Source organism: Paenibacillus albiflavus, assembly GCF_004344915.1.
In the GTDB taxonomy this organism is placed as follows: Bacteria; Bacillota; Bacilli; order Paenibacillales; family NBRC-103111; genus Paenibacillus_AM; species Paenibacillus_AM albiflavus.
Genome location: NZ_SKFG01000010.1, coordinates 130,315 through 154,278, shown reverse-complemented (window position 1 = coordinate 154,278; position 23,964 = coordinate 130,315). Strand labels below are relative to the sequence as shown.

The window sequence follows — 23,964 nt, the reverse complement described above, 5'->3', positions numbered from 1 at the left end:
AGGGGGAATTAGATCAATGTCAGTGAAGAAGTGGGCAAAGAAGAGCAGCGCGATGATGGTTGGAATGGCATTGCTGTTATCGGCTTGTAGTAGTGGAAGTTCAAGCAGTGGCGGATCTGCGACAAACACGCCAGCTCCAGCAGCAACAATTGCTGCGGTAACACCTGCGCCAACACCAGCTCCAGCAAAAACAATCAAGATCGGTGTACTAGCATCTCTTACAGGTGCACTCGAAAGTTATGGTAAACAAACATCGAAGGGTTTTGAGCTAGGAATTGATTATGCAACGCAAGGTATGAGAGAAGTTGCTGGCGCCAAAATTGAATTCATCATTGAAGATACAGAAACGAAGCCAGACGTTGCCATTAAGAAAGCAACAAAGCTGTTAGATACAGATAAAGTGGATTTCCTTGTTGGTTCATCCAGCTCGGGTGACACACTTGCCGTTCTGCCACTTGCTTTGGAATATAAGAAAGTAATGGTTGTTGAACCAGCCGTTGCTGATAGCATTACAGGTGCTGCGTGGAATAAATATGTGTTCCGTACCGCACGCAACTCTTCACAGGATGCAGCAGCAGGAGCAGCAGCAATTGCGAAGCAAGGAACGAAGATTGCTACGTTTGCTCCTGATAGCGCTTTCGGACGCGATGGTGTCAAGGCATTCGCTGATGTTGCCAAAAAGCTTGGAGCCGAGATTGTCGAAGAGCAATATGCAGATGCAGCAGCAACTGACTTTACAGCGAACATTCAGAAGATTATCGCTGCTAAACCTGATTATTTATTCATTGTATGGGCGGGTGCGAACTCACCATGGAAGCAATTGCAGGATATGAAGGTGCAAGAAAAGGGAATCAGGATTTCCACTGGCGCGCCAGACATTGCAGCACTTAAGACAATGAATGATCTGGTTGGCATGGAAGGCTTCTCCGTGTATTACAATGAACTGCCGAAGACTGATGTAAACAAATGGCTCGTAGATGAGCATAAGAAACGCTTCAATGGCGAAGTGCCGGATCTATTCACGGCTGGTGGAATGTCCGCAGCAATCTCCATTATCGAAGCAATCAAGAAAACGAATGGTGATGTAGATTCTGAGAAATTGATTGCAGCGATGGAAGGAATGTCCTTCGAAACTCCGAAGGGAACGATGACATTCAGACCTGAGGATCATCAAGCCTTGCAACCTCTATATGCGATTAAATTGGAAAAGCGCGATGGCTTCGATTATCCTGTTCCAGTTCTTATGAGAGAACTTACGAAGGAAGAAACAACCCCTCCAATTCAAAATAAGAGATAGTGCGAAAGTGGGTGTATGCATGCAACCGATCCTGGAAACAAGCGATCTGACGATAGCCTTTGGCGGTCATACGGCAGTAAATGAGGTTAGCTTGCAGGTTCCGAAGCAGCATTTTAAATCGATCATCGGTCCCAATGGCGCTGGTAAAACGACGTTCTTCAACTTGTTAAGTGGACAATTAAAGCCAACGAAGGGTCAGGTATTATTTAATGGGGCAGATATTACACATCTGCCCCCTCCTGCTAGAACGAGGCTTGGCATGGGTCGCTCTTTTCAAATTACGAATGTGTTCCCAAGCTTGACGGTATTAGAGAATGTTCGATTAGCTGCGCAATCAGCAGCAGGTGTCAGATTCAGTATGTTCGCTCGTGCTTCCAAGTATAAGCAGCTCGAAGAAGAAGCATTTGAATTATTAGAACGGGTATTTCTGTCGAACAAAGCAGATGCGATAGCGAAGAATCTTGCACATGGCGAGAAGCGCAAGCTGGAGATTGCGATGCTGCTCGCTTTGAAAACAGAACTATTGCTGCTTGATGAACCGACAGCTGGCATTTCAATTGAAGAAGTGCCTGCAATTCTAGAAGTGATAAGGGGAATCAAGGATAAACGTGATCGTACGATTCTACTGATCGAGCACAAGATGGAAATGGTGTTGGACTTGTCCGACAGCTTGACGGTACTCTTCAACGGCCGCCTTCTAGCCGATGGAACTCCGCATGAAATTATGCAGAATGAGCTTGTGCAATCCGCTTATCTGGGAGGAATATACGATGACGCTTCTTAAAGTGGATGCCATTGAAACCTTTATTGAGCAGTATCACATTTTGCAGGGCGTTTCTTTTGAGGTTACGGAGGGGGATATCACGGTTTTATTTGGCAGGAATGGCGCTGGTAAAACGACAACCTTGCGTTCCATCATGGGACTTAATCCTGCTTCCAAAGGTCAAATCCTGTTCAAAGACGAACGGATCGATCAAACGCCTACACATCTGATCTCACGTAAGGGAATTGGCTATGTGCCAGAGGATCAGGGTGTATTCTTCGATCTGACGGTTGGCGAGAATATGAAGCTGGCGATTCGAAAGAACGATTCTGAAGCTATGGGAAGACAAGAGTGGGTACTCGAGCTTTTTCCTGATCTTAAGACGTTCTGGTATCGTAAAAGCGGACTGCTTAGCGGTGGTCAAAAGCAAATGCTGGCTATTGCCAGAGCATACGTAAATGATAATGAATTGCTGCTGATCGATGAACCGAGCAAAGGACTTGCCCCTATTATGGTAGAGAAGGTCATGCAGGCGATCGAGCAAATGAAATCAAAGACTACGGTGCTGCTAGTGGAGCAGAATTTCTTCATGGCAAGTATGATTGGCAACCGCTTTTATATTATGGATGAAGGTCGTATTGTGCATCACGGTCAAATGCAAGAGCTTAAAGACGATCAGGAATCCCGCCAGAAGTATTTGGGAATTGCCTGAGGAAAGGAAACACGGTACATGGAAATCGTCAGTCTCGTCATTAATGGTCTAGCAACGGGGATGCTGCTCTTTCTGCTCGCATCAGGTTTAACGCTTATATTTGGTCTCATGAGTGTACTTAACTTTGGTCACGGTGCTTTGTTCGCATGGGGAGCTTATGCCGGTGTATGGCTGTATAAGCTAACGGGCAGCTTTATCCTTGCTGTGCTTGGCGCTGTGGTAATAGGTATGCTTTTAGGGCTTATCATTGAGCGTTTTATTATTCGTCCTGTGTATGGCAATCACGTATCACAAATTCTGGTCACTTTAGGTCTTATTCTCGTCCTAAGTGAATTAGTCAAGGTCTTCTGGGACCCTAATCCGATACCGGCAATTGTCCCTCCATTCTTGGATGGCAGCTGGATGCTTGGCGACCTCGTTATTATTAAATACCGTGTGTTTATTATAGCGGTTGGCATAGCAGCAGTTGTACTTCTACAGTTCTTATTGAATAGAACCAAAATGGGGCTAGTCGTACGGGCAGGTGTGATGAATAAAGAAATGGTTCAAGCGTTAGGAGTCAATATCAAGCTCGTATTCTCGCTTGTATTCATGTTAGGATCAGGGCTTGCTGCTCTTGGCGGAGCATTGCTAGCGCCATACTCTGGGGTTATTTTTGCAGAAATGGGCATGCAGTATGGCATTCAAGCTTTTATCGTCGTCGTGATCGGCGGAATGGGCAGTATTCGGGGATCTGCATTAGCTGCAATTCTTGTTGGTTTATCGGGGGCATTCATGGCGTATTATGTGCCAGATTTATCACTTGCAGTCAATATGCTGCTAATGGTTGCTGTGCTGTTATTTAAGCCATCAGGATTATTCGGAGCAAAGGGGTGAGGCTAAACATGCTATTGCAAAAAAAAGGTGCGAAGTCGAATCTAGCTCTGTTAATCATTGGCGTCATGTTAGTGCTTCTTCCATTTGTGAACGATTCACGCTCCTTAATGATCATGATGACGCAGATTTTTATTTTTGGTATTTTTGCGATGAGTTATGATATTCTACTTGGATTTACAGGAATTGTATCATTTGGGCATGCGGCGTTTTTTGGGATTGGAGCATATGCGGTAGGTGTATTTATGGACGGGATGGGGCCATCGATTGGCGTACTCATTCTGGCGTTCGTAGTTGGTGCAATTCTAGCAGCAATACTAAGCTATCTTGTTGGCATCTTATCATTGCGACTCAAAAGCCATTTCTATGCCATGCTGACGCTGGCGATATCCGGATTACTACTTGTTGTCGGGGAAAAATGGCGCTCCGTAACGAAAGGCGGAGAAGGTTTTACTTTTCAAATTCCAGAGGCCTTAATGAATCGCACGACGTTGTATTTGGTCGCTTTGGGATTAATGATTGTCATTTATTTATTGCTCAAGAGGATTACGATATCACCACTTGGTAAAGTGCTGCAGGCCATTCGCGAGAATGAACAGCGTACGGAATCGCTTGGATATGAAATCGTCCATTATAAGGTAATTGCGAGTGTTGTTGCAGGCGTAGTCGCATCAATGAGTGGAGGACTATATGTCATAACACTTCGCTTTATTAACACTTCGGTTCTATCGGTTGATATTACGTTAAATGCACTGCTCATGACGATTATCGGTGGCGTTGGAACACTTGTGGGTGCCATTCTAGGTTCATCGATTATTGAGCTGGCACATCACTGGCTGACAGAACTAGCTAAGGTGCATCCGATATTCGAGCGCTGGATTATTTTCTTCGGACTGCTCTATATCGTGGTGGTCATGGTATTCCCACTTGGCATCATCGGAACGATCAAGCTGTGGTATAACAAACGAATCGCTAAGCAGCAAGGAAAGAAGGTTGAACAGGCATGGCAGACTCCCATTCCACCCAAGTGATGTCGTCATTTGTGCTTCGCTTTAGTCCGCTTGAAGATGAAGATCGCGCTGATCATAAGTGGAGAATTCGTATTACCCATGTGCAGAATCAAGATGAAGTGACGGTAAGTACGCTTCAAGATGCAATGAATTATATTGATGATGCTTTGAAAAGAGGATGAACATCAGATGGATGCTACACAAGTTAAGGCCGGGGCGCAGCGCATAAGCATTATAAGTACTGCTGTCTACATTCCTCAGAATTTTGAGACAAGTGAGCAAATAAGTGCGGCTTCGGGCATTCCACAGGATGTCCTGGAACGGAAGATGGGTATCAAACGTAAGCCGATTCCAGGCGAGGAAGATCATAGCTGTGCGATGGGCATTTATGCAGCCAGGGAGGCAATCACGAAGGCGGGTATCGATCCACTTGAGATTGATCTTGTGATTTACATTGGCGAAGAGCATAAGGAATATCCAGTCTGGACCGCAGCGCTTAAGCTGCAGCAAGAGGTCGGCGCTTTGAATGCATGGGGCTTCGATGTTGCACTTCGCTGCTGTACAACGATTATGGCGATCAAAGTAGCTAAGAATATGATGCTTGCGGATGAGGATATTAGGACAGTGCTGCTTGCAGGCGGATATCGGAACTCCGATCTCATCGATTATGAGAATCCTCGTACCCGATTCATGTTTAATTTATCTGCTGGCGGGGGCGCCATGATTTTGCGCAAGGAGGCATCGTCACTAACGAATGAAGGAGAAGCTTTCACATGTTTAGGCGAAGTTCTCGCTTCCCATGTGATTACGGACGGATCCTTCTCCGAGGATGTCATTATTTGCGCAGGGGGGACGAAGCAGCCGATTACACCAGAAGCGTTTGCGCGTAGGCAGCAGTATTTTGACGTGCCTGATCCAGAAGCAATGAAAGCCAGATTAGATGACAAATCGATGCAGAATTTTGTGGCAGCGATTCGAGAATCAGTGAAGAAGAGTGGGTATCGTACGGAAGATATTAACTATTTGGCCATTCTGCACATGAAGAAATCTGCACATGAATATGTTTTGCACGAGCTCGGCTTAACTGAGGAACAGACAGTTTATTTGGAAAATTATGGTCATATCGGTCAGTTTGATCAGATTTTAAGTCTGGAACTTGGCTTGCAGCAGGGCAAAATTCAAAGCGGTGATCTGGTTGTCCTTGTGTCCGCTGGGGTTGGCTATGCCTGGGGGGCAACAACAATTAAATGGAGATGATGTTAGATGCAAGAAACTAAATTAATGTCCATTGAATTACCGAATGGGGAAACACTTGGCTACAGAGAACGGGAAGGCGGAGAGCAGGTGCTGCTGCTTGTTCACGGCAACATGAATTCCTCTAAGCATTGGGATCTCGTGCTAGAGAATCTGGATGCTCGGTTCAAAGTATATGCGGTTGATCAGAGGGGATTCGGGATTTCGACTTATCATGCGAAGATTAAAAGCTTACAAGACTTATCCGAGGATCTTAAGCTTTTTGTAGATGCGCTCGGTCTAACGCGATTCTCCGTGGCAGGCTGGTCTACTGGCGGTGGCGTTGTCATGCAATTTGCTGCGGATTACCCGGATTATGTAGAGAAGCTGATTTTATTGGATTCCATGTCTACACGTGGCTATCCGTTCCATGAGACAGATGAGAATTTTATCCCTGATCTATCTAGACGGATTCAGACAATGGAACAGATGCAAGAGACTGTACGCACGAAAGTTGTCAATGGTGCCAATCTGCGCAGAGACAAAGAGTTTATGCGGTATTTGTTCAATGCCTCGGTATATCCACTTAAGCAGCCGACACCTGAACGTTATGAAGAATACTTAGATGATATTCTAACACAGCGGAACTTGCCTGAAATTTATCATAGTTTAAATATATTCAATATTAGTCATAAAGCTGGGGACCTAGGCGCAGGTTCAGGTGCAATTGATCGCATACAAGCACCCGTACTCGTTCTATGGGGAGATCATGACGTCGTAGTTCCTAAAGCAATGACGGATGAAATCATGGAAGACTTCGGTGATCAAGCACGCCTCATTATTCTTCACGATTGCGGACATTCTCCGCTTGTCGATAACATCGACCTGCTATGCGAGGCAATGACGAAGTTTCTTGCGGAAGCAAGCGAACTAGCTTGATTTAACAGTTAAGTGGAGAGGATGGATCGTTCTGGAGAAGCGATAGCGTTTGGAAGAATGATCCATCCTTGCAGCGAATGCTTAATCTTTTAAGATAGGGGATTGAAGTGATGAGATTAGCTGGTAAGGTTGCCATTATCACCGGCGGTGCGAGCGGAATTGGGCTTGCGACCGTTCGTTTATTTTTGCTAGAAGGCGCAAGGGTTGCAATGGTTGATTATAACGAAGAAGCAGGCTTACAGGCAGTGGAGCAGCTGAAGTCTGAACAGTTTGGAGAACAGGATCAAGTGATGTTCGTGAAAGTGAATGTTGCTGAAGCCAGCAGTGTAGAGTCGATGGTGAATACGGTTGTCGAGCGTTTTGGAACACTTGATATTCTTGTGAATAATGCGGGTATTACCAAAGACAGCATGCTCAGCAAAATGACACTTGAACAGTGGCATGCTGTAATCGATGTTAACCTAAATGGGGTATTTTACTGTACGAAATATGCAGCTCCTCACATGGTTCAGAAAGGCAAAGGTAAAATTATTAACACTTCATCTATCGTTGGTGTAAGCGGAAATATTGGACAGACGAATTATTCGGCAGCAAAAGCTGGCATTATCGGAATGACGAAGACTTGGGCGAAGGAGCTGGGCTTCAAAGGTGTGAATGTTAATGCTGTAGCACCAGGCTTCATCGCAACAGGAATGACTGCGGCTATGCCGGAGAATGTGCTGGAGCAAATGCAGGCAAAGGTACCGCTAAGACGTCTTGGAAGTCCGCTTGATATTGCGCAAGCTTACTTGTTCCTCGCTTCTGAGGAATCCAATTATGTAAATGGTACTGTGCTTGAGGTTGATGGAGGTTTAGCCATCTAATGCGAGGGAGCAAAGTGAAGATTCTAACGGCTGATCAAGCCGTCACGCTAATCGGCGACGGGCTAACCGTCGCCGTTAGTGGTTTTGTCGGGTGCGCGCATCCTGAAGCGCTGACATCAGCGCTTGAGCGACGCTTCCTAGAGGAAGCGCATCCGCAGGGGCTAGCCTTGGTCTATGCCGCAGGCCAAGGGGACGGCGCGGATCGCGGCCTCAACCATTTGGCGCATGAGGGCTTAGTCCGCCGGGTGATCGGCGGACACTGGGGCCTTGCGCCTAAGCTTGGCAAGATGGCGCTGGATAACGCCATTGAAGCTTACAACTTGCCGCAAGGCGCTATCGCTCATTTATTTCGCGATGTTGCGGCTGGCAAGCTCGGGACGATTACGCATGTCGGACTGCATACCTTTGTTGATCCTCGGTATGAGGGAGGCAAGCTGAATCAAGTGACAACCGAAGATTTAGTAGAGTTAATGACAATCGGCGGCAAAGAGCAATTATTATACAAAGCTTTTTCGATGGATGTAGCCCTTATTCGTGGAACAACAGCTGATATATACGGCAATATTACGATGGAGAAGGAAGCGACAACGCTTGAAACGCTCGCGATGGCACAGGCAGTCAAGAATTGCGGGGGTATCGTTATTGCTCAAGTAGCGCGCGTGCAAATGGAAGGCCATTTGAATCCGAGAGAGGTTGTTATTCCGGGGATTCTAGTGGATGCCGTTGTTGTCGCAGAACCAGATGATCATCAGCAGACCTTCTTGGAAGCTTATAATCCAAGCTATTCAGGTGAAGTCTATGAACCGATCACACAGCTGGCGCCAATGGAGTGGAATGAACGCAAAATTATTGCTAGACGTGCTGCGATGGAAATTCAAGAAGGCAATGTGATTAATCTTGGTATTGGTTTGCCTGAAGGGGTCGGTTTTGTAACCGCTGAGAAAGGGCTTGATAACTATACGTTACTGCTTGAGTCGGGACCGATAGGTGGTATCCCTGCCCGTGGTCTCAGCTTTGGTGCATCTACGAATCCGAGCGCGATTCTGAATCAACCGTCTCAATTTGATTTCATTGATGGCGGCGGGATTGATATTGCTTTTCTAGGGATGGCTGAGGCAGATCAATTCGGCAATGTGAATGTCAGCAAGTACGGTACGAAGGTAACAGGCTGTGGTGGCTTTATTAATATAAGTCAAAATGCAAAGAAAATTGTGATCTGTTCTACATTTACAGCAGGTGGACTTAAGCTTGCGATGGAACAGGAGAAGCTTCGAATCGTCCAGGAGGGGAAGGTTTGCAAATTTGTTCCACAAGTTGAGCAAATTACCTTCAATGCCTCATACACAGGTGGGCGAGGAATTGCAGTACTATATGTGACGGAGCGGGCTGTTTTCCGTTTGTATAATGGAACACTAGAATTAATCGAGATTGCGCCCGGCATTGACTTAGAAGAACATATCCTCTCGCAAATGGCTTTTACGCCATTAATTTCTCCTGATCTTCGAGTGATGGACAGCTCTATTTTTGCATAAAACTTACCCTTGTCTAGCTGAACTTAATACATCTCCTAATTAGGCTCAATGTAAGGACTGTTACTTTGAAATGGTCTTTATGTTGAGCTTTCCAATTTTTAGATTTTTCATAATTTACAATTGACGTGATAGAAGAACTCTGTATAATGTACTATAATACTTTCATGCTTTTATGTTTTTGTGCATTTATGCTTTTACGCTTCTATGTACTAAAATAATATGCCAATGTTAATAGGAGGATAACCAAATGAAAGCTAAGAAATCATTTATGCTTGTTATGATGACATTTGTACTAGTTTTATTTGCAGGCTGTGGGGCGAAAACAGCAACTGAAGGTGGTTCAGGTGCAGGCACACCAGCACCTGCAACAAATGCGCCTGAGGCAGGTAAGAAAGTTAAGATTGGGATTTCGCAAATTATTGAGCATCCATCACTTGATGAGGCTCGCAAAGGTTTTCTAGCAGCACTGAAGGACAACGGCTTTATTGAAGGTGAAAATTTAGAAATTGATTACAAGAATGCACAAGGTGACGCACCGACTCAAGCGACGATTGCACAAAAATTCGTTGCAGATAAGAAGGATTTAATTCTTGGTATTGCAACGCCAACAGCTCAAGCAATCGCGCAAGCGACGCAAGCAACACCAGAAGGCAAGAATATTCCCGTTCTATTTACGGCAGTAACAGACGCACAGGTTGCTAAGCTAGTACAAAGCAATGAGAAGCCAGGAGGCAATGTGACGGGAACGGTTGATATGAAGCCTGACGCTGTTGTTAAGCTAATGGAATTCATCGCGAAGAATGTTCCAGGTGTCACGGATGTAGGGATTGTATATAGCCCGAGTGAAGCGAATTCAGTCGTTAACGTAAAAATGGCTGAGGACGCTTTGACGAATCTTGGTTTGAAGGTAGTGAAGACTGCAGCTACGAACACGAATGAAGTGCAAACAGCAGCGCAGCAGCTAGTAGGTAAAGTCCAAGCGATTTATGTACCGTCTGACAACACCGTTGTTGGTGCTTTGGATACCGTTATTCAAGTTGCAGATAAGAACAAGATTCCTTTATTCGTGCCTGAGAAGGATTCCGTGCAAAAAGGCGGAGCTATTTCCTATGGCTTTGAATACTACGATCTTGGATATGCAACTGGCAAGATGGCGGTTGAGATTCTGAAGAATGGCAAGAAGCCTGCTGATATTCCTGTAGGCTATGCGGAGAAGATTGGTCTGGCTATTAACTTGAAAGCAGCTGAGAAGCAAGGACTTCATATTACGGATGAAATGAAAGCTGAAGCTAAAGCTAACAACTATTTATTTGAATAAACCGAGTTAGCAAGTGTATGTAGGGAATACAAGCTGAGAGTAGTCTATAATAGGCTACTCTCCGTTCTATTTATTATTAGAACTTAAGGAGGATTACAACATAATGGATGCATTTCTAGGACCTCTACAATCAGGTATTTTGTATGCTGTGATGGCGTTAGGCGTATATTTGACGTTTCGCATTCTTGATTTTCCAGACTTAACGGTTGATGCCAGCTTTACGACAGGGGCTGGTATTGCTGCAATTGCGATATCGAATGGCATATCTCCGATTTTGGCAACGTTGTTTGCTTTTGTAGGGGGGGCACTGGGAGGCGCAATAACAGGGATTTTGCATACCAAAGGCAAAATCAATTCTTTGCTTTCGGGTATTATTATGATGATTGCACTATATTCGATTAACTTGCGCATTATGGGCAAATCCAACTATTCCTTACTAGGAATTGATACGTTATTTTCACAAATTTCGAATGTTTGGGTGATGCTATTCATAACGCTAGCTATGGTTATTGTTCTTAAAGTGTTGCTGGATTGGTTCCTGCATACGGAGATTGGACTAGCGCTGCGTGCAACTGGCGATAACTCCAAGATGATTAGAAGCTTTGGCGTTAATACGGACGGTACGATTATTCTAGGAGTCTCATTATCCAATGGGATTGTTGCCTTATCAGGTGCGTTAGTCGCACAATCACAAGGCTTTGCAGACATCACGATGGGGGTTGGCATGATTGTCATCGGGTTAGCTTCTGTCATCATTGGTGAATCTATCTTTGGTGCCAAAACTGTTATTCGAGCAACTTTAGCTGTTGTACTGGGTGCGATTATTTACCGGATCATTATTGCGCTTGCCTTACGTATTGAATGGCTGCAGCCGAGCGATATGAAGTTGATTACAGCTGTTATTGTAATTATTGCTCTTACGGTTCCTATGTTCCAACGTTCTATGAGACAGAAGCATGTTGCCAAGAAACGCGGACAAGAGCTATTGGAAGCATCTAAATATAAGGCCAAGGGGGGTGTTTCCTAATGCTGCGAATTGAGAATGTGTCCAAAATTTTCAACCCAAACTCGCCTGATGAGAAGCTTGGGCTTGCGAATATTAACCTACATTTGAAGCCACGCGATTTTGTAACCGTCATCGGTAGTAATGGAGCAGGCAAATCAACATTGATGAACATTATTTCGGGAGTACTTACACCTGATATTGGTCAAATTGTGATTGCAGGCGAAGATGTCTCACAGCTATCCGAATATAAGCGCAGCAGATGGATGGGGAGAGTGTTCCAGGACCCGATGGCAGGAACAGCACCTTCCATGACGATTCAGGAAAATCTAGCATTAGCTTATTCGAGAGGCAAAAAGAGAAGTCTAGCATTTGGCGTTTCGAAGAAACGTCGGGATATTTTCCGAGATCAATTAGCAAGACTTGGCATCGGCCTAGAGAATCGACTGCAAGCAAAGGTTGGACTATTGTCGGGTGGCGAGAGACAGGCATTGAGTTTGCTAATGGCTACTTTCACTGAACCGCAAATTTTGCTCCTTGATGAGCATACAGCAGCGCTTGATCCCTCAAGAGCTGAGTTAATCACACGTTTAACAGATGCAATCGTGAAAGAATATCACTTGACTACTTTGATGGTTACTCATAATATGGAGCAAGCAATAAGACTTGGAAATCGCTTAATTATGATGGATAAAGGCAAAATTATTTTGGATATCGATGAGGAGCATAAGCAGGGATTAACGGTAGAAAAGCTGCTCAAAGAATTCGAGAATATTCGCGGGCAAAAATTTGTTGATGATCGTGTCGTATTGGGCTAGCTAAATTGATTAAAATATGAGAAAATAGAGTGGAATAGTCTGAATTGTAATAATAGAAGATAAGGGAGGAATTTTCGAATGTCTCAGGAACGTAATTTCGGCTTTGATACATTGGCAGTCCATGCGGGTCAAGAGATTGATCCGACAACTTTATCACGTGCTGTTCCACTTTATATGACGACATCTTATGCATTCCGTGATACTGATCATGCGGCAAATTTATTTGCACTTAAGGAAGCAGGAAATATTTATACTCGTTTGATGAATCCAACGTCAGATGTGTTCGAGAAACGTATTGCTGCACTTGAAGGAGGAGCAGCTGCGTTAGCGGTTGCATCTGGTCAGGCGGCGATTACATACGCCATATTGAATATTGCTGGCGCAGGTGATGAGATTGTATCAGGCAAAAGCTTGTATGGCGGCACTTATAACTTATTTGCGATTACACTTGCGAAGCTAGGCATTACTGTGAAGTTCGTTGATCCAAGTGATCCAGAGAATTTCCGTGCTGCAATTACGGATAAGACGAAAGCCGTGTATGCAGAGACAATCGGTAACCCTAAAGGTGATGTGCTTGATATCGAAGCGGTTGCGAATATTGCACATGAGAATGGTCTTCCTCTAATCGTGGACAATACATTCCCAAGTCCTTATCTGCTTCGTCCAATTGAGCATGGCGCTGATATTGTCGTTCATTCTGCTACCAAGTTTATTGGTGGACACGGGACTTCAATTGGCGGCGTAATCGTTGATAGCGGCAAGTTTGATTGGAAGCAGAACGATAAATTCCCGGGCTTAACTGAGCCAGATCCTAGCTATAATGGTGTTGTATATGCAGATGCCGTTGGCCCTGTAGCGTATATCATTAAAGCAAGAGTACAATTGCTTCGTGATATGGGTGCAGCGATCTCCCCGTTCAATTCCTTTATGCTGCTTCAAGGATTGGAGACTTTACATCTTCGTATGGAACGTCACAGTTCCAATGCGCTTAAGGTTGCGGAATTCCTTGAAGCTAATGGTGCAGTAGAGTGGGTTAACTATTCAGGTCTTCCAAGTCATGCTTCACATGAATTAGCGAAGAAATATTTGCCTAAGGGTCAAGGCGCTATCATGACATTCGGACTAAAAGGCGGCATTGAAGCGGGTCGTAAGCTGATCCACAGCGTAAAACTATTCTCTCACTTAGCGAATGTTGGTGACTCCAAGTCACTCATCATTCACCCAGCTAGCACAACACATCAGCAGCTTACGGAAGAAGAGCAAATTGGCGCGGGTGTAAATCCGGGACTGATTCGCCTTTCGATTGGTACCGAAGATATTAATGATATTATTTATGATCTTGAGCAAGCAATTCGCGCAAGCCAAGCATAAATTTGATGTAATACAAGAAGAAACGCATCCGTCATATCAGGCGGATGCGTTTCTTCTTGTATATTAATTCGTTTGGAACACTTTTATTTTTTCATTTAACATGTTTGCGTTATTGCGAAGCACCTCTGATGAAGCAGCGACCTCTTCCATAATCGCGGTTTGCTCTTGTGTATACGCGGATACATCTCTTGCGCCTGAAGCAATTTGTCCAGAGATGGCGGCGATACCACGCGTTTCATCAAGTGTTTTTTGAATTTGGACACCCTGCTCTGATACGACTTCTACGATGACTTTGACTGCATCTGAAGTATGACTAACAGCTTGCTCAATAGCGGTGAGCGCTTGGTTAACTTTCTCGCCCTTGGATGCCTCTACACTAATCACATTCACTTGTCCTGTAATTTGTTCAACGACGAGTCCAATTTGGTTCTGAATTTGCTTAATTAGCTCGTTGATATTATCCACTGCTTCGGTGCTTTGCTCAGCAAGCTTGCGAATCTCCGTTGCGACAACAGCGAAGCCCATACCTTGCTCGCCAGCTCTAGCAGCTTCGATCGAGGCGTTAAGAGCAAGTAGATGAGTCTGATCTGCGATTTCTCTAACAACGACAGAGATATTATTAATCTCTTGTGCATTCTCATCCAGCTGATTCACAATTTCAATGGAATGTTCACTAGATTTGGCTAACTCTAGCATTCCTTGTACAAGGGAATGGACAATAACTTCACTATCTTGCAAGGTATGAGACATATTCTTCGTTAAGGCGAATGCTTGATCCGCTTTGCTGCTGACATCTTGTGCTGCATCAGTAATGCGCTCTACTGTCGTAAAGGTATTCTTGGTTGAATCCGCTTGCAAATCAGCGCCCTTGGAAATATCGATGATTGTATTGGAAATGCTCTCAACCTGACTCGCTGCTTGCATCAGTGCATTGCTCAGATCGGATGCATGGCGATTTGTGCTAGTTGAGTTATTTGTAATATCCGTTATGATTTGCTTTAAGTTCCCTAGCATAGTCGTGAAAGAAGCATAGAGAATATGAATCTCATCTTTGGAACGGTGCTCAGGAATTTCAACGTTCAGCTTTCCAGTTGCCGCTTCATTAACGACTGATGTTAACCTAACAAGCGGCTTCACCAGATACATCGCTGCTAACCATCCAAGCAGGCCTGTCCAGAAAATACCAAGGCCTAGAATGATAATGATATAAGACCAATCTGACATCTGGGGAGCAATATAATCTTTTAGTACAAATATGAAGAATCCGCTAGTACCATAGGTGATCATTGAAACAGCGATAATGCCGAGAACCATTTTTTTAATAAGGCTAAATTTCATTCGTGATCTCCCCTTAGTTTTATACCACTTTATATGGTAATGAATCTATTTTCTATTATAAAACATTTTCAGAATATATAAACTACTTTATGCATAAAATGTGAAATTTGAATGATAATATTCGACAGCGGCTGACAAATGTGACAGATGTCATCGCTTTAAATATTGTAGCAGGAGGTAGAAAGATGTCAAATAAACAACAAGGTCATGCTCGCCAGAACACGACGACGAAAACTTCCGATCGAAAAGGAAACAAAGGCAAGAACAATTAATCTAGTCAATGGAACGACACAAGGCTGTCTAAATAAAGACAGCCTTGTTCAGCATATGATGGAAATTCCACAATATGGTACTATAATTGCCAAATTCAGCAACTCCTTTTTTTACATAATACAGTATAATAGGTTCTAGATTCGGGTGGCTGAGCAGCCCTTGAATCTAGAATAACGATTGATCGATCTAGAGGAGGATATTGATGAAGCCGATAATCGAAGTAGCTAGACGCATTGGGATCGATGAAGATGACTTGGAATTATACGGGAAGTATAAAGCGAAGCTTTCAAGTACCTTATGGGATAAAGTAAAAGGCAATTCTGACGGCAAATTGATTCTAGTTACGGCGATGAATCCAACACCTGCAGGTGAAGGCAAAACCTTAACGACAATTGGGCTGTCGCAAGCTCTGAATTTGATTGGCAAACAAACCATTGCAGCACTTCGGGAGCCTTCACTCGGGCCATGCATGGGGATGAAAGGCGGAGCAACAGGCAGCGGTAGAGCCCAGATTGTTCCTCATGATGATATTAATTTACATTTTACGGGCGACCTGCATGCGATATCTTCTGCGCATAACTTGCTCTCTGCTATGCTTGATAATCATCTGTTTCATGGCAATTCACTTCGTATCAACCCGCAGCAGGTGCTGTGGAAGCGTGCAGTTGATATGAATGACCGCGCCTTGCGTAATATTGTTGTAGGATTACAACAAGGTACAGTACGCGAAGATGGATACATGATCACGGTTGCATCAGAAATTATGGCTATATTGTGCTTAAGCGAGAATCTAACTGATTTACGCAACAGACTTGGGAACATCATTGTAGCCTACAATTATGAAGGCAAAGCCGTAACAGCTAAAGACCTTGAGGCGGACGCTGCAATGACTGTACTGCTGAAGAACGCGCTTCAACCAAATTTGGTTCAAACCATTGAGCATACGCCTGTTATTGTGCATGGTGGACCGTTTGCCAATATCGCTCATGGCTGCAGCAGTGTAATTGGGACTAAATTAGGGTTAAAGCTGGCTGATTATGTCGTAACGGAGGCTGGTTTCGGAGCGGATCTCGGGGCTGAAAAGTTCTTCCATATTAAATGCCGCAAAGCGGGGCTGAATCCAAGCGCGGCTGTGCTTGTCGTGACCGTCAAGGCGCTTAAATACAATGGTGGCGTAACGAGAAATGAGCTCGGTGCTGAGAATTTGGCTGCAATTACGGCAGGTTTTGGCAATGTCGAGAAACATATTGAGAATTTGCGCTCGTTCGGCGTTCCAGTGCTTGTGGCCATTAACCATTTTGCTTCTGATACGGAGGCAGAGATTGGGCACTTGCAATCATTACTTAAACAAATCGGAGTCAATGCTGTGGTCTCTGATGTCTGGGAGCAGGGTGGACAAGGGGGAGCAGAGCTAGCAACTCAGCTTGTGAATTTAATTGAACAAGAGCCTAGTCAATTTCATTACTTGTACGATGAGCGCGATTCGATTCCGGCTAAGCTGGATACGCTTGTAAAGCAGGTGTACGGTGGTGCTGGCTACCAGTTATCCACAAAAGCGAAGAGAGCAATCCAGAAGATTGAAGCGATCGGCGCTGATCGATTGCCGCTCTGTATTGCCAAAACGCAATATTCTTTTTCGGACAATCCGAAATTATTAGGCCGTCCCGAAGGATTCACGATGAGTATTAAGGATGTCCAGTTATCGGCTGGAGCCGAATTTATCGTCGTTCTTACAGGCGATATTATGACAATGCCAGGCTTGCCTCAAGTTCCTCAGGCCGTCAAACTAGACATAGATGCACAAGGGAATATTATGAATTTAGAGTAATATTGATATGGCTCAAAACAATAATCAGTGCTAGACAAATAGCGAGAGTAATGGAGAGGACTGAATCGTTTCGGACCAGAGAAACAGTTTAATCGTCTAAAATGACGAATACGTTTCTTAAGGTTATTACACAACATATAGAATCCGAAGGAATAAATGGTGTAATACGAAGCGTTAGCGTTCGCCTAAAGAGCTTTCCGGAGGAAAGCTGAAGAATATGCTTTGTCAGCGAATTTCTACTTGGTGACAACAGCGATCGTAGAAATGCTCTGTCCTCGCAGCGATCACTACTCAGGAGTCAAGTACTTATTTTAGTGTTGATCCATTAATTAACATGCGGCAATCTCGTTTTACTGGGGATTGCCGTTTATTTTGTTATAAGAAAAAATAGTCGAAAAATTAGTAATTATGATACTATTAGATTGAACCTCTCATGGCTAAAGCCACGAGATTCTTGGGTAGTCCGTTCAACTGAACAGAATTAGTACATGATGACCAAGCTATCCCCGCAGTTCCTGCGGTTACTGCGATTATGCAGATAGTAGTCTTTTGCCTTCGGCAAGAATGTTTTTACTTGCGTTCATATCCCTATCCCATTCGCTATGGCAAGAAGGGCACTTCCACTGTCGCAAGTTAAGGTTTTTAACTTCCTTGTTTTGGTATCCACAACACGAACAAAGCTGAGAGGAAGCGAATGTTTTGCCTACGGCAATGACAGTACGTCCATACCACTTTGCTTTATATTCTAGTATCATTCTGAATTGATACCAAGACACTTCACCAATCGCTTTTGAAAGTTTGTGGTTCTTCATCATGTTAGATACCTGCAAATCTTCAATCGCAATGATGTCGTGGTTTTTGACAATATGCGTTGAAATTTTTTGCAAGTAGTCTGTTCGAGCATTTGAAATGCGTTCATGGATTCGGGCAACCTTAATTCGTTGCTTATTCCAATTTGAAGAACCTTTCATACGTCTGGAAAGAATGCGTTGCGCGCGTTTGAGTTTATGTTCCATATTCCGTAGGAATTTCGGATTCTCGAACACTTCACCGTTAGATAGAATAGCGAAATCCTTTAACCCAACGTCAATTCCAACTTCGCTGGTTGTTTTTGGCAATGGTTGTACGTCTGTCTCTACTAACAACGAAACAAAGTATTTGCCAGAAGGATTGCGTCTAATCGTAGCGTTTAAAATACGGCCTTCTACATCTCTTGATTTCGCAAAACGAACGTACCCAAGTTTCGGGAGTTTGATTATGTTTCCCTCAATTGCAATATTTCCATTTGTGTGTTTCGTTGTATAGGATTGAATCTTGTTCTTTTTGTTCTTGAAACGTGGAGCGTCATTCTGCTTCTTGAAGAATCGTGAATAGGCATCGGCAAGATTCTTTACTGACGACTGAATAGCGATGCTGTCTACTTCTTTGAGCCATATCAACTCTTTTTTCAGATTCGGCAGTTCGGAAGAACATACTCCGTATGATAATCCTTTACCAGTTTCTTTGTATGTTTCATTCCACTTCGCCAGGAAGTGGTTAAACACAAATCGACTGCAACCAATTGTTTTAGCAATTAGGACTTCTTGTCCCTTGGTTGGATAGATACGGAATTTGTACGCTTTATTTACTAACATTGCTTTTCACCTCACTTTCTGATTTTGGATGTATTGTCGTATTTGCGCTTCTGTGTGTTCACTTACGGTCGCCACAAAGTAAGAAGGATTCCAAAGATTCCCTCCCCATAGCTTCTTTTTTAGCTGGGGAAACTCTTTAAATAGCAACCTTGCCGAAACACCTTTTAACGCTTTGATGATATTTGGAATTGAATGTTGTGGATTACAATCAACTAAGAGATAAACATGGTCGCAATCACTTTCAATTTCTGAAATCATGAAACCATTATCTGTAGCAATTTGATTGAGTATTTCCTTTAACCTTATATCTATATCGCCAAGCAATACTTTATGGCGATATTTCACGCACCATACAATATGGTATTGGATAGAGTACACATATCCTCTACCATGTTTAACTTCTGCCATGTTATCCACCTCAATCACAGGATAACATATGTCCAATATTTTACAAGTTATTATCGCTAAATATCAGCACTTTTCATTAATCATTAAGTTAACATATGTCGGACAATTGACGTGTCAAAAGATACGCCTTGTCCGAAGCCGATTCATCTCATGACTGAAATCACGAGTGTTCTCTGCTAATTCATAAATAGTTGGAATTAGACATAAACAGGAGAAGGAGGGACGGATGGCTAGTGAAAAGCTGGTTAGATAAATCACTTAAGCGCAAGCTATTGCTGTTGCTCCTGATTGCGGTCGTATTGCCGCAGCTCGTGACGGGCGTTGTTTCTTATCGGATGGCTTCTTCGGTAACGGAGGAGAAGGAGAAGCTGTCGGGGATGAATACCTTAAAACAGATCAATGACAAGATTGATTTTGTCATTCGAGATGTGGAGAGCATGTCTATTTTCTTAATCGGTCAAAAGGATATTCAAACATATCTCAGCAACGATTACGAAGATGCGAATAGCTGGTATTTAAACACAGGTTTCTTGTCTAATCTAGCATTTACTAAGAAATATATATCCAATATTACGTTAACGTCTTTAAAAAACTATTCACCTCTATCAAATACAACCATTTTTGAATCTGGACTGACGGCGCTGCTTGAAAATAACGAGAAGGCGAATGATAAATGGTGGACACCTTTATATGAGAATATGACGGCAGACGGGCTAAAGCGGGTTATTTCACTTGTCAGACCGATTCGCAGCTTGAATACGTTTAAACCGCTTGGCCGTCTCTCAATTAGTATAGACGAGAATGAGATACGAGGTTATTTAACGAATTCAGGCTGGGAGTCGAAGGGCTATGTAGTGCTTATCGATGAGCATAATCGAATTCTATCGAGTGCCAACCAGGAGTGGCTGAATAAATCGATTGAGGAGCTTTTACCTGGACTAGGTCCTATGGATGGCAAAAGCGGTTCATTCGCCTATCGACATGGAGAAGTGGAGAATACGATTCTGTATAGTGAGATCTCCAAGCTCGGTTGGAAGCTGATCGGTGTTATTCCAATGGAAATATATACTGCCCAGAATCAATATGTACTTGGCGTTACTGCGGTCGCAGTAGGCATCTCACTCGTATTCTCCATTATTGTCGTCATCTTCTTTATCTTATGGGTAACAAGACCGTTAACCGTTCTTTCACGAACTATGAAGGATATTAATCCTGACGAGGCGTTACCGACTTATGTGGTGAAAAGCAAGGACGAGGTAGGCTTGCTGCTGCATAGCTTTAATAAGCTGAGCGATCGGATCCAACGCTTGAAGGTGCAGGTGCAAATGAATGAGGCGCTTAAGAAAGAAGCCGATATTATGGCTTTGCAGGCGCAGATTAACCCGCATTTTCTCTATAATACGCTCTCTTCCATTCACTGGATGGCATTGATGAGCAAAGAGAAGCAAATTGCTGAAATGGTCGGTGCGTTAAGTGATTTCTTGCGGTTCAGTTTGAATAAAGGGGAGGAGTTCTGTCCCGTTCAGCAGGAGGTCGCACACGCTAGGAACTACTCCTATATCATGTCGATTCGTTTCCAAGAGAAATTTGACGTTGTTTTCTATATCGATCCAGAGCTGAATTCAAAGCGTATCCTTAAATTGCTGCTTCAGCCGTTAATTGAGAATAGTATCATGCATGGTATTCAGAAGAAGAAGGAGTTCGCGCATGTATACGTACACGGCAAGCTGCATGGGCAAACGATGATTTTCGTTGTGGAGGATACCGGAATTGGAATTGAGCCCGATCAATTACAGAAGATTCATAGGCAGTTAAGTGAGATGGATACAGATGAGGTAAAAGAAGGCCGAGCAGGGTATGGTCTCCGTAATGTCCATAAACGATTGCTGCTGCATTACGGTAATGACACAGGTTTAGTGATCGAAAGCGAGGCAGGCGTAGGGACTCGCATATCATTCACTATACCGTTGATGGAGGATGCAACATGAGAATTATGATTGTAGACGATGAAGTCATTATACGAACTGGCTTATGTACGGTCATTGATTGGAAGGAGCTTGGGCTGGATTTGCTGCCAGCTGCAGCGTCTGCTGAGGAGGTGCTTGAACGAATTCCGAGTGAGAAGCCTCATATCGTACTAACGGATATACGGATGCCAGGGATGGACGGAATTGCGTTAGCGCAGGAGATTAAGAAGCTGCTTCCAGATACGGAAATTGTGATTTTGACTGGTTACGATGATTTTGCTTATGCGCAGCAGGCACTTCGGGGAGGTGTTACGGACTATTTGCTCAAAACAAGCGGTCCAGAAGAAATAATTAAAGCAGCGATGAAGGCAAAACACAATATCATGTCGAAATGGGAGATGATGAAACGTGAGACGGAGCAATCGGCCGCATTGCGCAGCAGGCTACTGGAGCAGCTTTTGACCGGTCAGCTTGATCAGAAGACAAGCATTGACCCGCTGCTCGATTGGTTGGCGAAGCGAAACGTGTTTCATTATGAGACAAGTAAAATCCAGAATATGCAATCAGTTTTATTATCTGCGACTGGTTGGGGGAGCGGATCACCGGCCACCCTGCTGCTCGGAGCGACAGAGAATATGCTGATCGAGCTGCTGCCTTGTGTGACATTAATGAAGAAAGATCGCATTATGCTTGTCACTCGTGTACCTGATAGCCTGTATACCTTTGATGAGCTGCTTTGTGCAGTTCGCCGTGTGGAGGATACGCTTAAATGTCATATTTTTGCAACTAGAGGCTGTATCGTTCAATTGTGTGATGAACTAGCTCGATCTTATCAAGAAGCTGAGGAGGTGTTTGCTTATCGGGGACTATTAGGAGGAGTTGGCGTACATGAGTACAGCATGATTAAGAATCGTAGTGGAGGCCGTACCGTTTGTTCAGAGAAAGAAGAGAATGAGCTCGCTGCCATTCTTATGGGCAATAACGCGACTCGTCTTCGGCTATGGGTAAACGGGCTTGTTAACGATATGCTGCTGGATCAGAATGTGACGCTAACAACGCTGCAAGCTTTTATGCAATCATTAGTCATCGCAGGTCACAGATGGCTTGAAAGAGCAAAGGGTGGCCATAGTATGGAGATTACCCTAGCTCCTACTTATGTATATGATGCGAATGATCAGCTTGAAGAAGAAGTATTTAAGCTGCTTGCCTCTATTATGTCAGCATTCCATGAATCGATTGCCGATCATCGGTATTCTTATATCCACTTGGCGACAGCTTATATTCGCAACAATTTGGATCAGAATGTTACCTTGCAGCAAGTGGCTAGGCATGTACATATTAATCCGAATCATTTGAGCGAAGTATTCAAAAAAGAAACGGGACAAAGTTACATTGAATTCGTAACACAGGAACGAATGAAGCTTGCAGCGGAAATTCTCAGAACCTCTCAGGTCAAAATAAGCGAGGTTGCTGGTAAAGTAGGCTATGAGGATATCAAATATTTTGGACAGCAATTTAAAAAGTATATGGGACAGACGCCTTCTGAATTTAGGCAATCTGGTAGTACCTGATTTAAATCTACCTATTCGCTGTATTTTGTCCCGTGCGCAGGAACAAGGCATTATACTATATTGAATGTTAAGCTACTCTATTCAACAATTTATTAATAAATAGATAATCCAGGAGGTATTAGCATTATGGGAAAATTAAAGATAGCAGTTATCGGAGCGGGTTCGATCTCGTCAGCGCATTTGTCATCCTATGCCAAAAATCCTGAAGTGGAGATTTATGCGATTTGTGATCTTGTTGAGGAACGAGCAAGAAGTGCGGCTGAGAAATATGGCGCTGCCAAGGTGTACACTGATTATCATGAGCTTTTGGCCGATTCTGAGGTTGACGCTGTCAGCATCTGCACATGGAATAACACACATGTCGAGATTAGCATCGCAGCTCTTGATGCAGGTAAGCATGTTCTGTGTGAGAAGCCGATGAGCACAGATATTGATAAAGCGTTAGCTTTGCAAGAAGCTGTTAAGCGTTCTGGCAAGCAGCTGCAGGTTGGGTTCGTTCGCAGATACAGCGGAAGTGCCAAAGTGTTAAAGCAATTTATCGATTCAGGCGATTTGGGCGATATTTATTATGCTAAAGCATCCATTCTAAGACGACTCGGTAACCCAGGCGGATGGTTCTCGGATGTGGAACGCTCTGGCGGTGGACCTCTGATGGATATTGGCGTTCATATCGTTGATCTCTGCTGGTATTTGATGGGTCGCCCGAAGGTGAAGTCCGTCACAGGGAATACCTATACGAAGCTTGGCAACCGTACGAACATTAAGAATTTAGATTTCTATAAAGCAGCGGATTATGATGCATCGAAGAATACAGTCGAGGATCTTGCAAATGCGCTTATTCGATTCGACAATGGCGCTTCCTTATTCGTCGATGTCAGCTTTACGCTTCATACCAAACAGTCAGTTTCATCTGTTACCCTCTATGGAGACAAAGGTGGGGCAGAGGTTGAGCCTGATTTTGTTATTGTATCTGAGAAGCATGATACGATTCTAAATATGACACCTCAGATCGATTATCCAGGCTTTAACATGGAGGAAGGTTTCCAGAATGAAATTAATCATTTTGTGAACTGCTGCTTAGGCCGTGCAGAGCTGATCAGCCCGGTTGAGGATGGCGTTGAAATTACGAAAATTTTATGCGGAATTTATGAGTCGAGCAAGACAGGCAAAGAAGTTCTATTCTAATACCATATATCAGATAGAGGGGAAAAAG

21 protein-coding genes are annotated in these 23,964 nt (G+C 43.8%); 18 read left to right on the top strand and 3 right to left on the bottom strand.

The annotated features are described in order from the left end of the window. Positions 1-16 precede the first annotated feature (16 nt). From E0485_RS11770 to E0485_RS11705, 14 genes are all read left to right on the top strand, one after another. Positions 17-1,297 (top strand): substrate-binding domain-containing protein, encoded by a 1,281-nt coding sequence (locus E0485_RS11770; RefSeq protein ID WP_235857538.1) that lies wholly within the window; start codon positions 17-19, stop codon positions 1,295-1,297. A 19-nt stretch (positions 1,298-1,316) separates the two neighbouring features. Beyond that, positions 1,317-2,081: an ABC transporter ATP-binding protein gene (locus tag E0485_RS11765; protein WP_132418238.1), complete on the top strand. Its 765-nt coding sequence runs from the start codon at positions 1,317-1,319 to the stop codon at positions 2,079-2,081. Further along, entirely contained in the window at positions 2,068-2,772 is a 705-nt protein-coding gene (locus tag E0485_RS11760; RefSeq protein ID WP_132418237.1) for an ABC transporter ATP-binding protein, read from the top strand. Before E0485_RS11765 ends, E0485_RS11760 begins: the two co-directional genes overlap by 14 nt. An 18-nt stretch (positions 2,773-2,790) precedes the next feature. Next, the gene (locus E0485_RS11755; RefSeq protein ID WP_132418236.1) at positions 2,791-3,648 is read left to right on the top strand and encodes a branched-chain amino acid ABC transporter permease; all 858 of its coding nucleotides are present in this window, start codon (positions 2,791-2,793) and stop codon (positions 3,646-3,648) included. An 8-nt stretch (positions 3,649-3,656) separates the two neighbouring features. Continuing rightward, positions 3,657-4,676 carry a branched-chain amino acid ABC transporter permease gene (locus tag E0485_RS11750; RefSeq protein ID WP_132418235.1) on the top strand — a complete coding sequence of 340 codons (1,020 nt, stop codon included), beginning with the start codon at positions 3,657-3,659 and terminating at the stop codon, positions 4,674-4,676. Beyond that, the gene (locus E0485_RS11745) at positions 4,649-4,837 is read left to right on the top strand and encodes a hypothetical protein (protein WP_132418234.1); all 189 of its coding nucleotides are present in this window, start codon (positions 4,649-4,651) and stop codon (positions 4,835-4,837) included. The genes E0485_RS11750 and E0485_RS11745 overlap by 28 nt, the downstream gene beginning before the upstream one ends. 7 nt (positions 4,838-4,844) lie before the next feature. Continuing rightward, positions 4,845-5,912: a 3-oxoacyl-ACP synthase gene (locus tag E0485_RS11740; protein ID WP_132418233.1), complete on the top strand. Its 1,068-nt coding sequence runs from the start codon at positions 4,845-4,847 to the stop codon at positions 5,910-5,912. A 6-nt stretch (positions 5,913-5,918) separates the two neighbouring features. Then, positions 5,919-6,827: an intracellular short-chain-length polyhydroxyalkanoate depolymerase gene (phaZ, locus tag E0485_RS11735; protein WP_132418232.1), complete on the top strand. Its 909-nt coding sequence runs from the start codon at positions 5,919-5,921 to the stop codon at positions 6,825-6,827. Positions 6,828-6,937: 110 nt separating this feature from the next. Next, positions 6,938-7,690: a 3-oxoacyl-ACP reductase FabG gene (fabG, locus tag E0485_RS11730; protein ID WP_132418231.1), complete on the top strand. Its 753-nt coding sequence runs from the start codon at positions 6,938-6,940 to the stop codon at positions 7,688-7,690. Next, positions 7,690-9,222, top strand: coding sequence for an acyl CoA:acetate/3-ketoacid CoA transferase (locus E0485_RS11725; protein ID WP_132418230.1), 1,533 nt, complete (start codon positions 7,690-7,692; stop codon positions 9,220-9,222). The genes fabG and E0485_RS11725 overlap by 1 nt, the downstream gene beginning before the upstream one ends. 247 nt (positions 9,223-9,469) lie before the next feature. Next, complete coding sequence (locus E0485_RS11720) at positions 9,470-10,540, top strand: ABC transporter substrate-binding protein (protein ID WP_132418229.1); 1,071 nt, start codon at positions 9,470-9,472, stop codon at positions 10,538-10,540. Between the two features lie 103 nt (positions 10,541-10,643). Then, positions 10,644-11,567, top strand: a complete 924-nt coding sequence (locus E0485_RS11715) for an ABC transporter permease (protein ID WP_132418228.1) — start codon at positions 10,644-10,646, stop codon at positions 11,565-11,567. After that, positions 11,567-12,361 (top strand): ABC transporter ATP-binding protein, encoded by a 795-nt coding sequence (locus E0485_RS11710; protein WP_132418227.1) that lies wholly within the window; start codon positions 11,567-11,569, stop codon positions 12,359-12,361. Before E0485_RS11715 ends, E0485_RS11710 begins: the two co-directional genes overlap by 1 nt. 78 nt (positions 12,362-12,439) lie before the next feature. Further along, positions 12,440-13,732, top strand: a complete 1,293-nt coding sequence (locus tag E0485_RS11705) for a homocysteine synthase (protein WP_132418226.1) — start codon at positions 12,440-12,442, stop codon at positions 13,730-13,732. A 63-nt stretch (positions 13,733-13,795) separates the two neighbouring features. Here the strand turns inward: E0485_RS11705 and E0485_RS11700 are convergent, their stop codons facing one another. After that, positions 13,796-15,070, bottom strand: a complete 1,275-nt coding sequence (locus E0485_RS11700; protein WP_132418225.1) for a methyl-accepting chemotaxis protein — start codon at positions 15,068-15,070, stop codon at positions 13,796-13,798. Between the two features lie 475 nt (positions 15,071-15,545). Between E0485_RS11700 and E0485_RS11695 the strand changes: the two genes are divergently transcribed. Beyond that, on the top strand, positions 15,546-17,171 hold the full coding sequence (locus E0485_RS11695; RefSeq protein WP_132418224.1) for a formate--tetrahydrofolate ligase: 1,626 nt from the start codon (positions 15,546-15,548) through the stop codon (positions 17,169-17,171). A gap of 530 nt (positions 17,172-17,701) precedes the next feature. Here E0485_RS11695 and tnpB read toward each other — a convergent pair. Together tnpB and tnpA are read right to left on the bottom strand one after the other, a co-directional pair. Further along, entirely contained in the window at positions 17,702-18,805 is a 1,104-nt protein-coding gene (gene tnpB, locus E0485_RS11690; RefSeq protein WP_132418223.1) for an IS200/IS605 family element RNA-guided endonuclease TnpB, read from the bottom strand. Positions 18,806-18,811: 6 nt separating this feature from the next. Next, on the bottom strand, positions 18,812-19,213 hold the full coding sequence (gene tnpA, locus E0485_RS11685) for an IS200/IS605 family transposase (RefSeq protein ID WP_132418222.1): 402 nt from the start codon (positions 19,211-19,213) through the stop codon (positions 18,812-18,814). A gap of 233 nt (positions 19,214-19,446) precedes the next feature. Between tnpA and E0485_RS11680 the strand changes: the two genes are divergently transcribed. From E0485_RS11680 to E0485_RS11670, 3 genes are all read left to right on the top strand, one after another. Further along, positions 19,447-21,201 carry a cache domain-containing sensor histidine kinase gene (locus tag E0485_RS11680; protein ID WP_132418221.1) on the top strand — a complete coding sequence of 585 codons (1,755 nt, stop codon included), beginning with the start codon at positions 19,447-19,449 and terminating at the stop codon, positions 21,199-21,201. Next, positions 21,198-22,751 (top strand): response regulator transcription factor, encoded by a 1,554-nt coding sequence (locus E0485_RS11675; RefSeq protein WP_132418220.1) that lies wholly within the window; start codon positions 21,198-21,200, stop codon positions 22,749-22,751. The genes E0485_RS11680 and E0485_RS11675 overlap by 4 nt, the downstream gene beginning before the upstream one ends. A gap of 126 nt (positions 22,752-22,877) precedes the next feature. Beyond that, entirely contained in the window at positions 22,878-23,936 is a 1,059-nt protein-coding gene (locus E0485_RS11670) for a Gfo/Idh/MocA family protein (protein ID WP_132418219.1), read from the top strand. Positions 23,937-23,964: the final 28 nt, after the last annotated feature.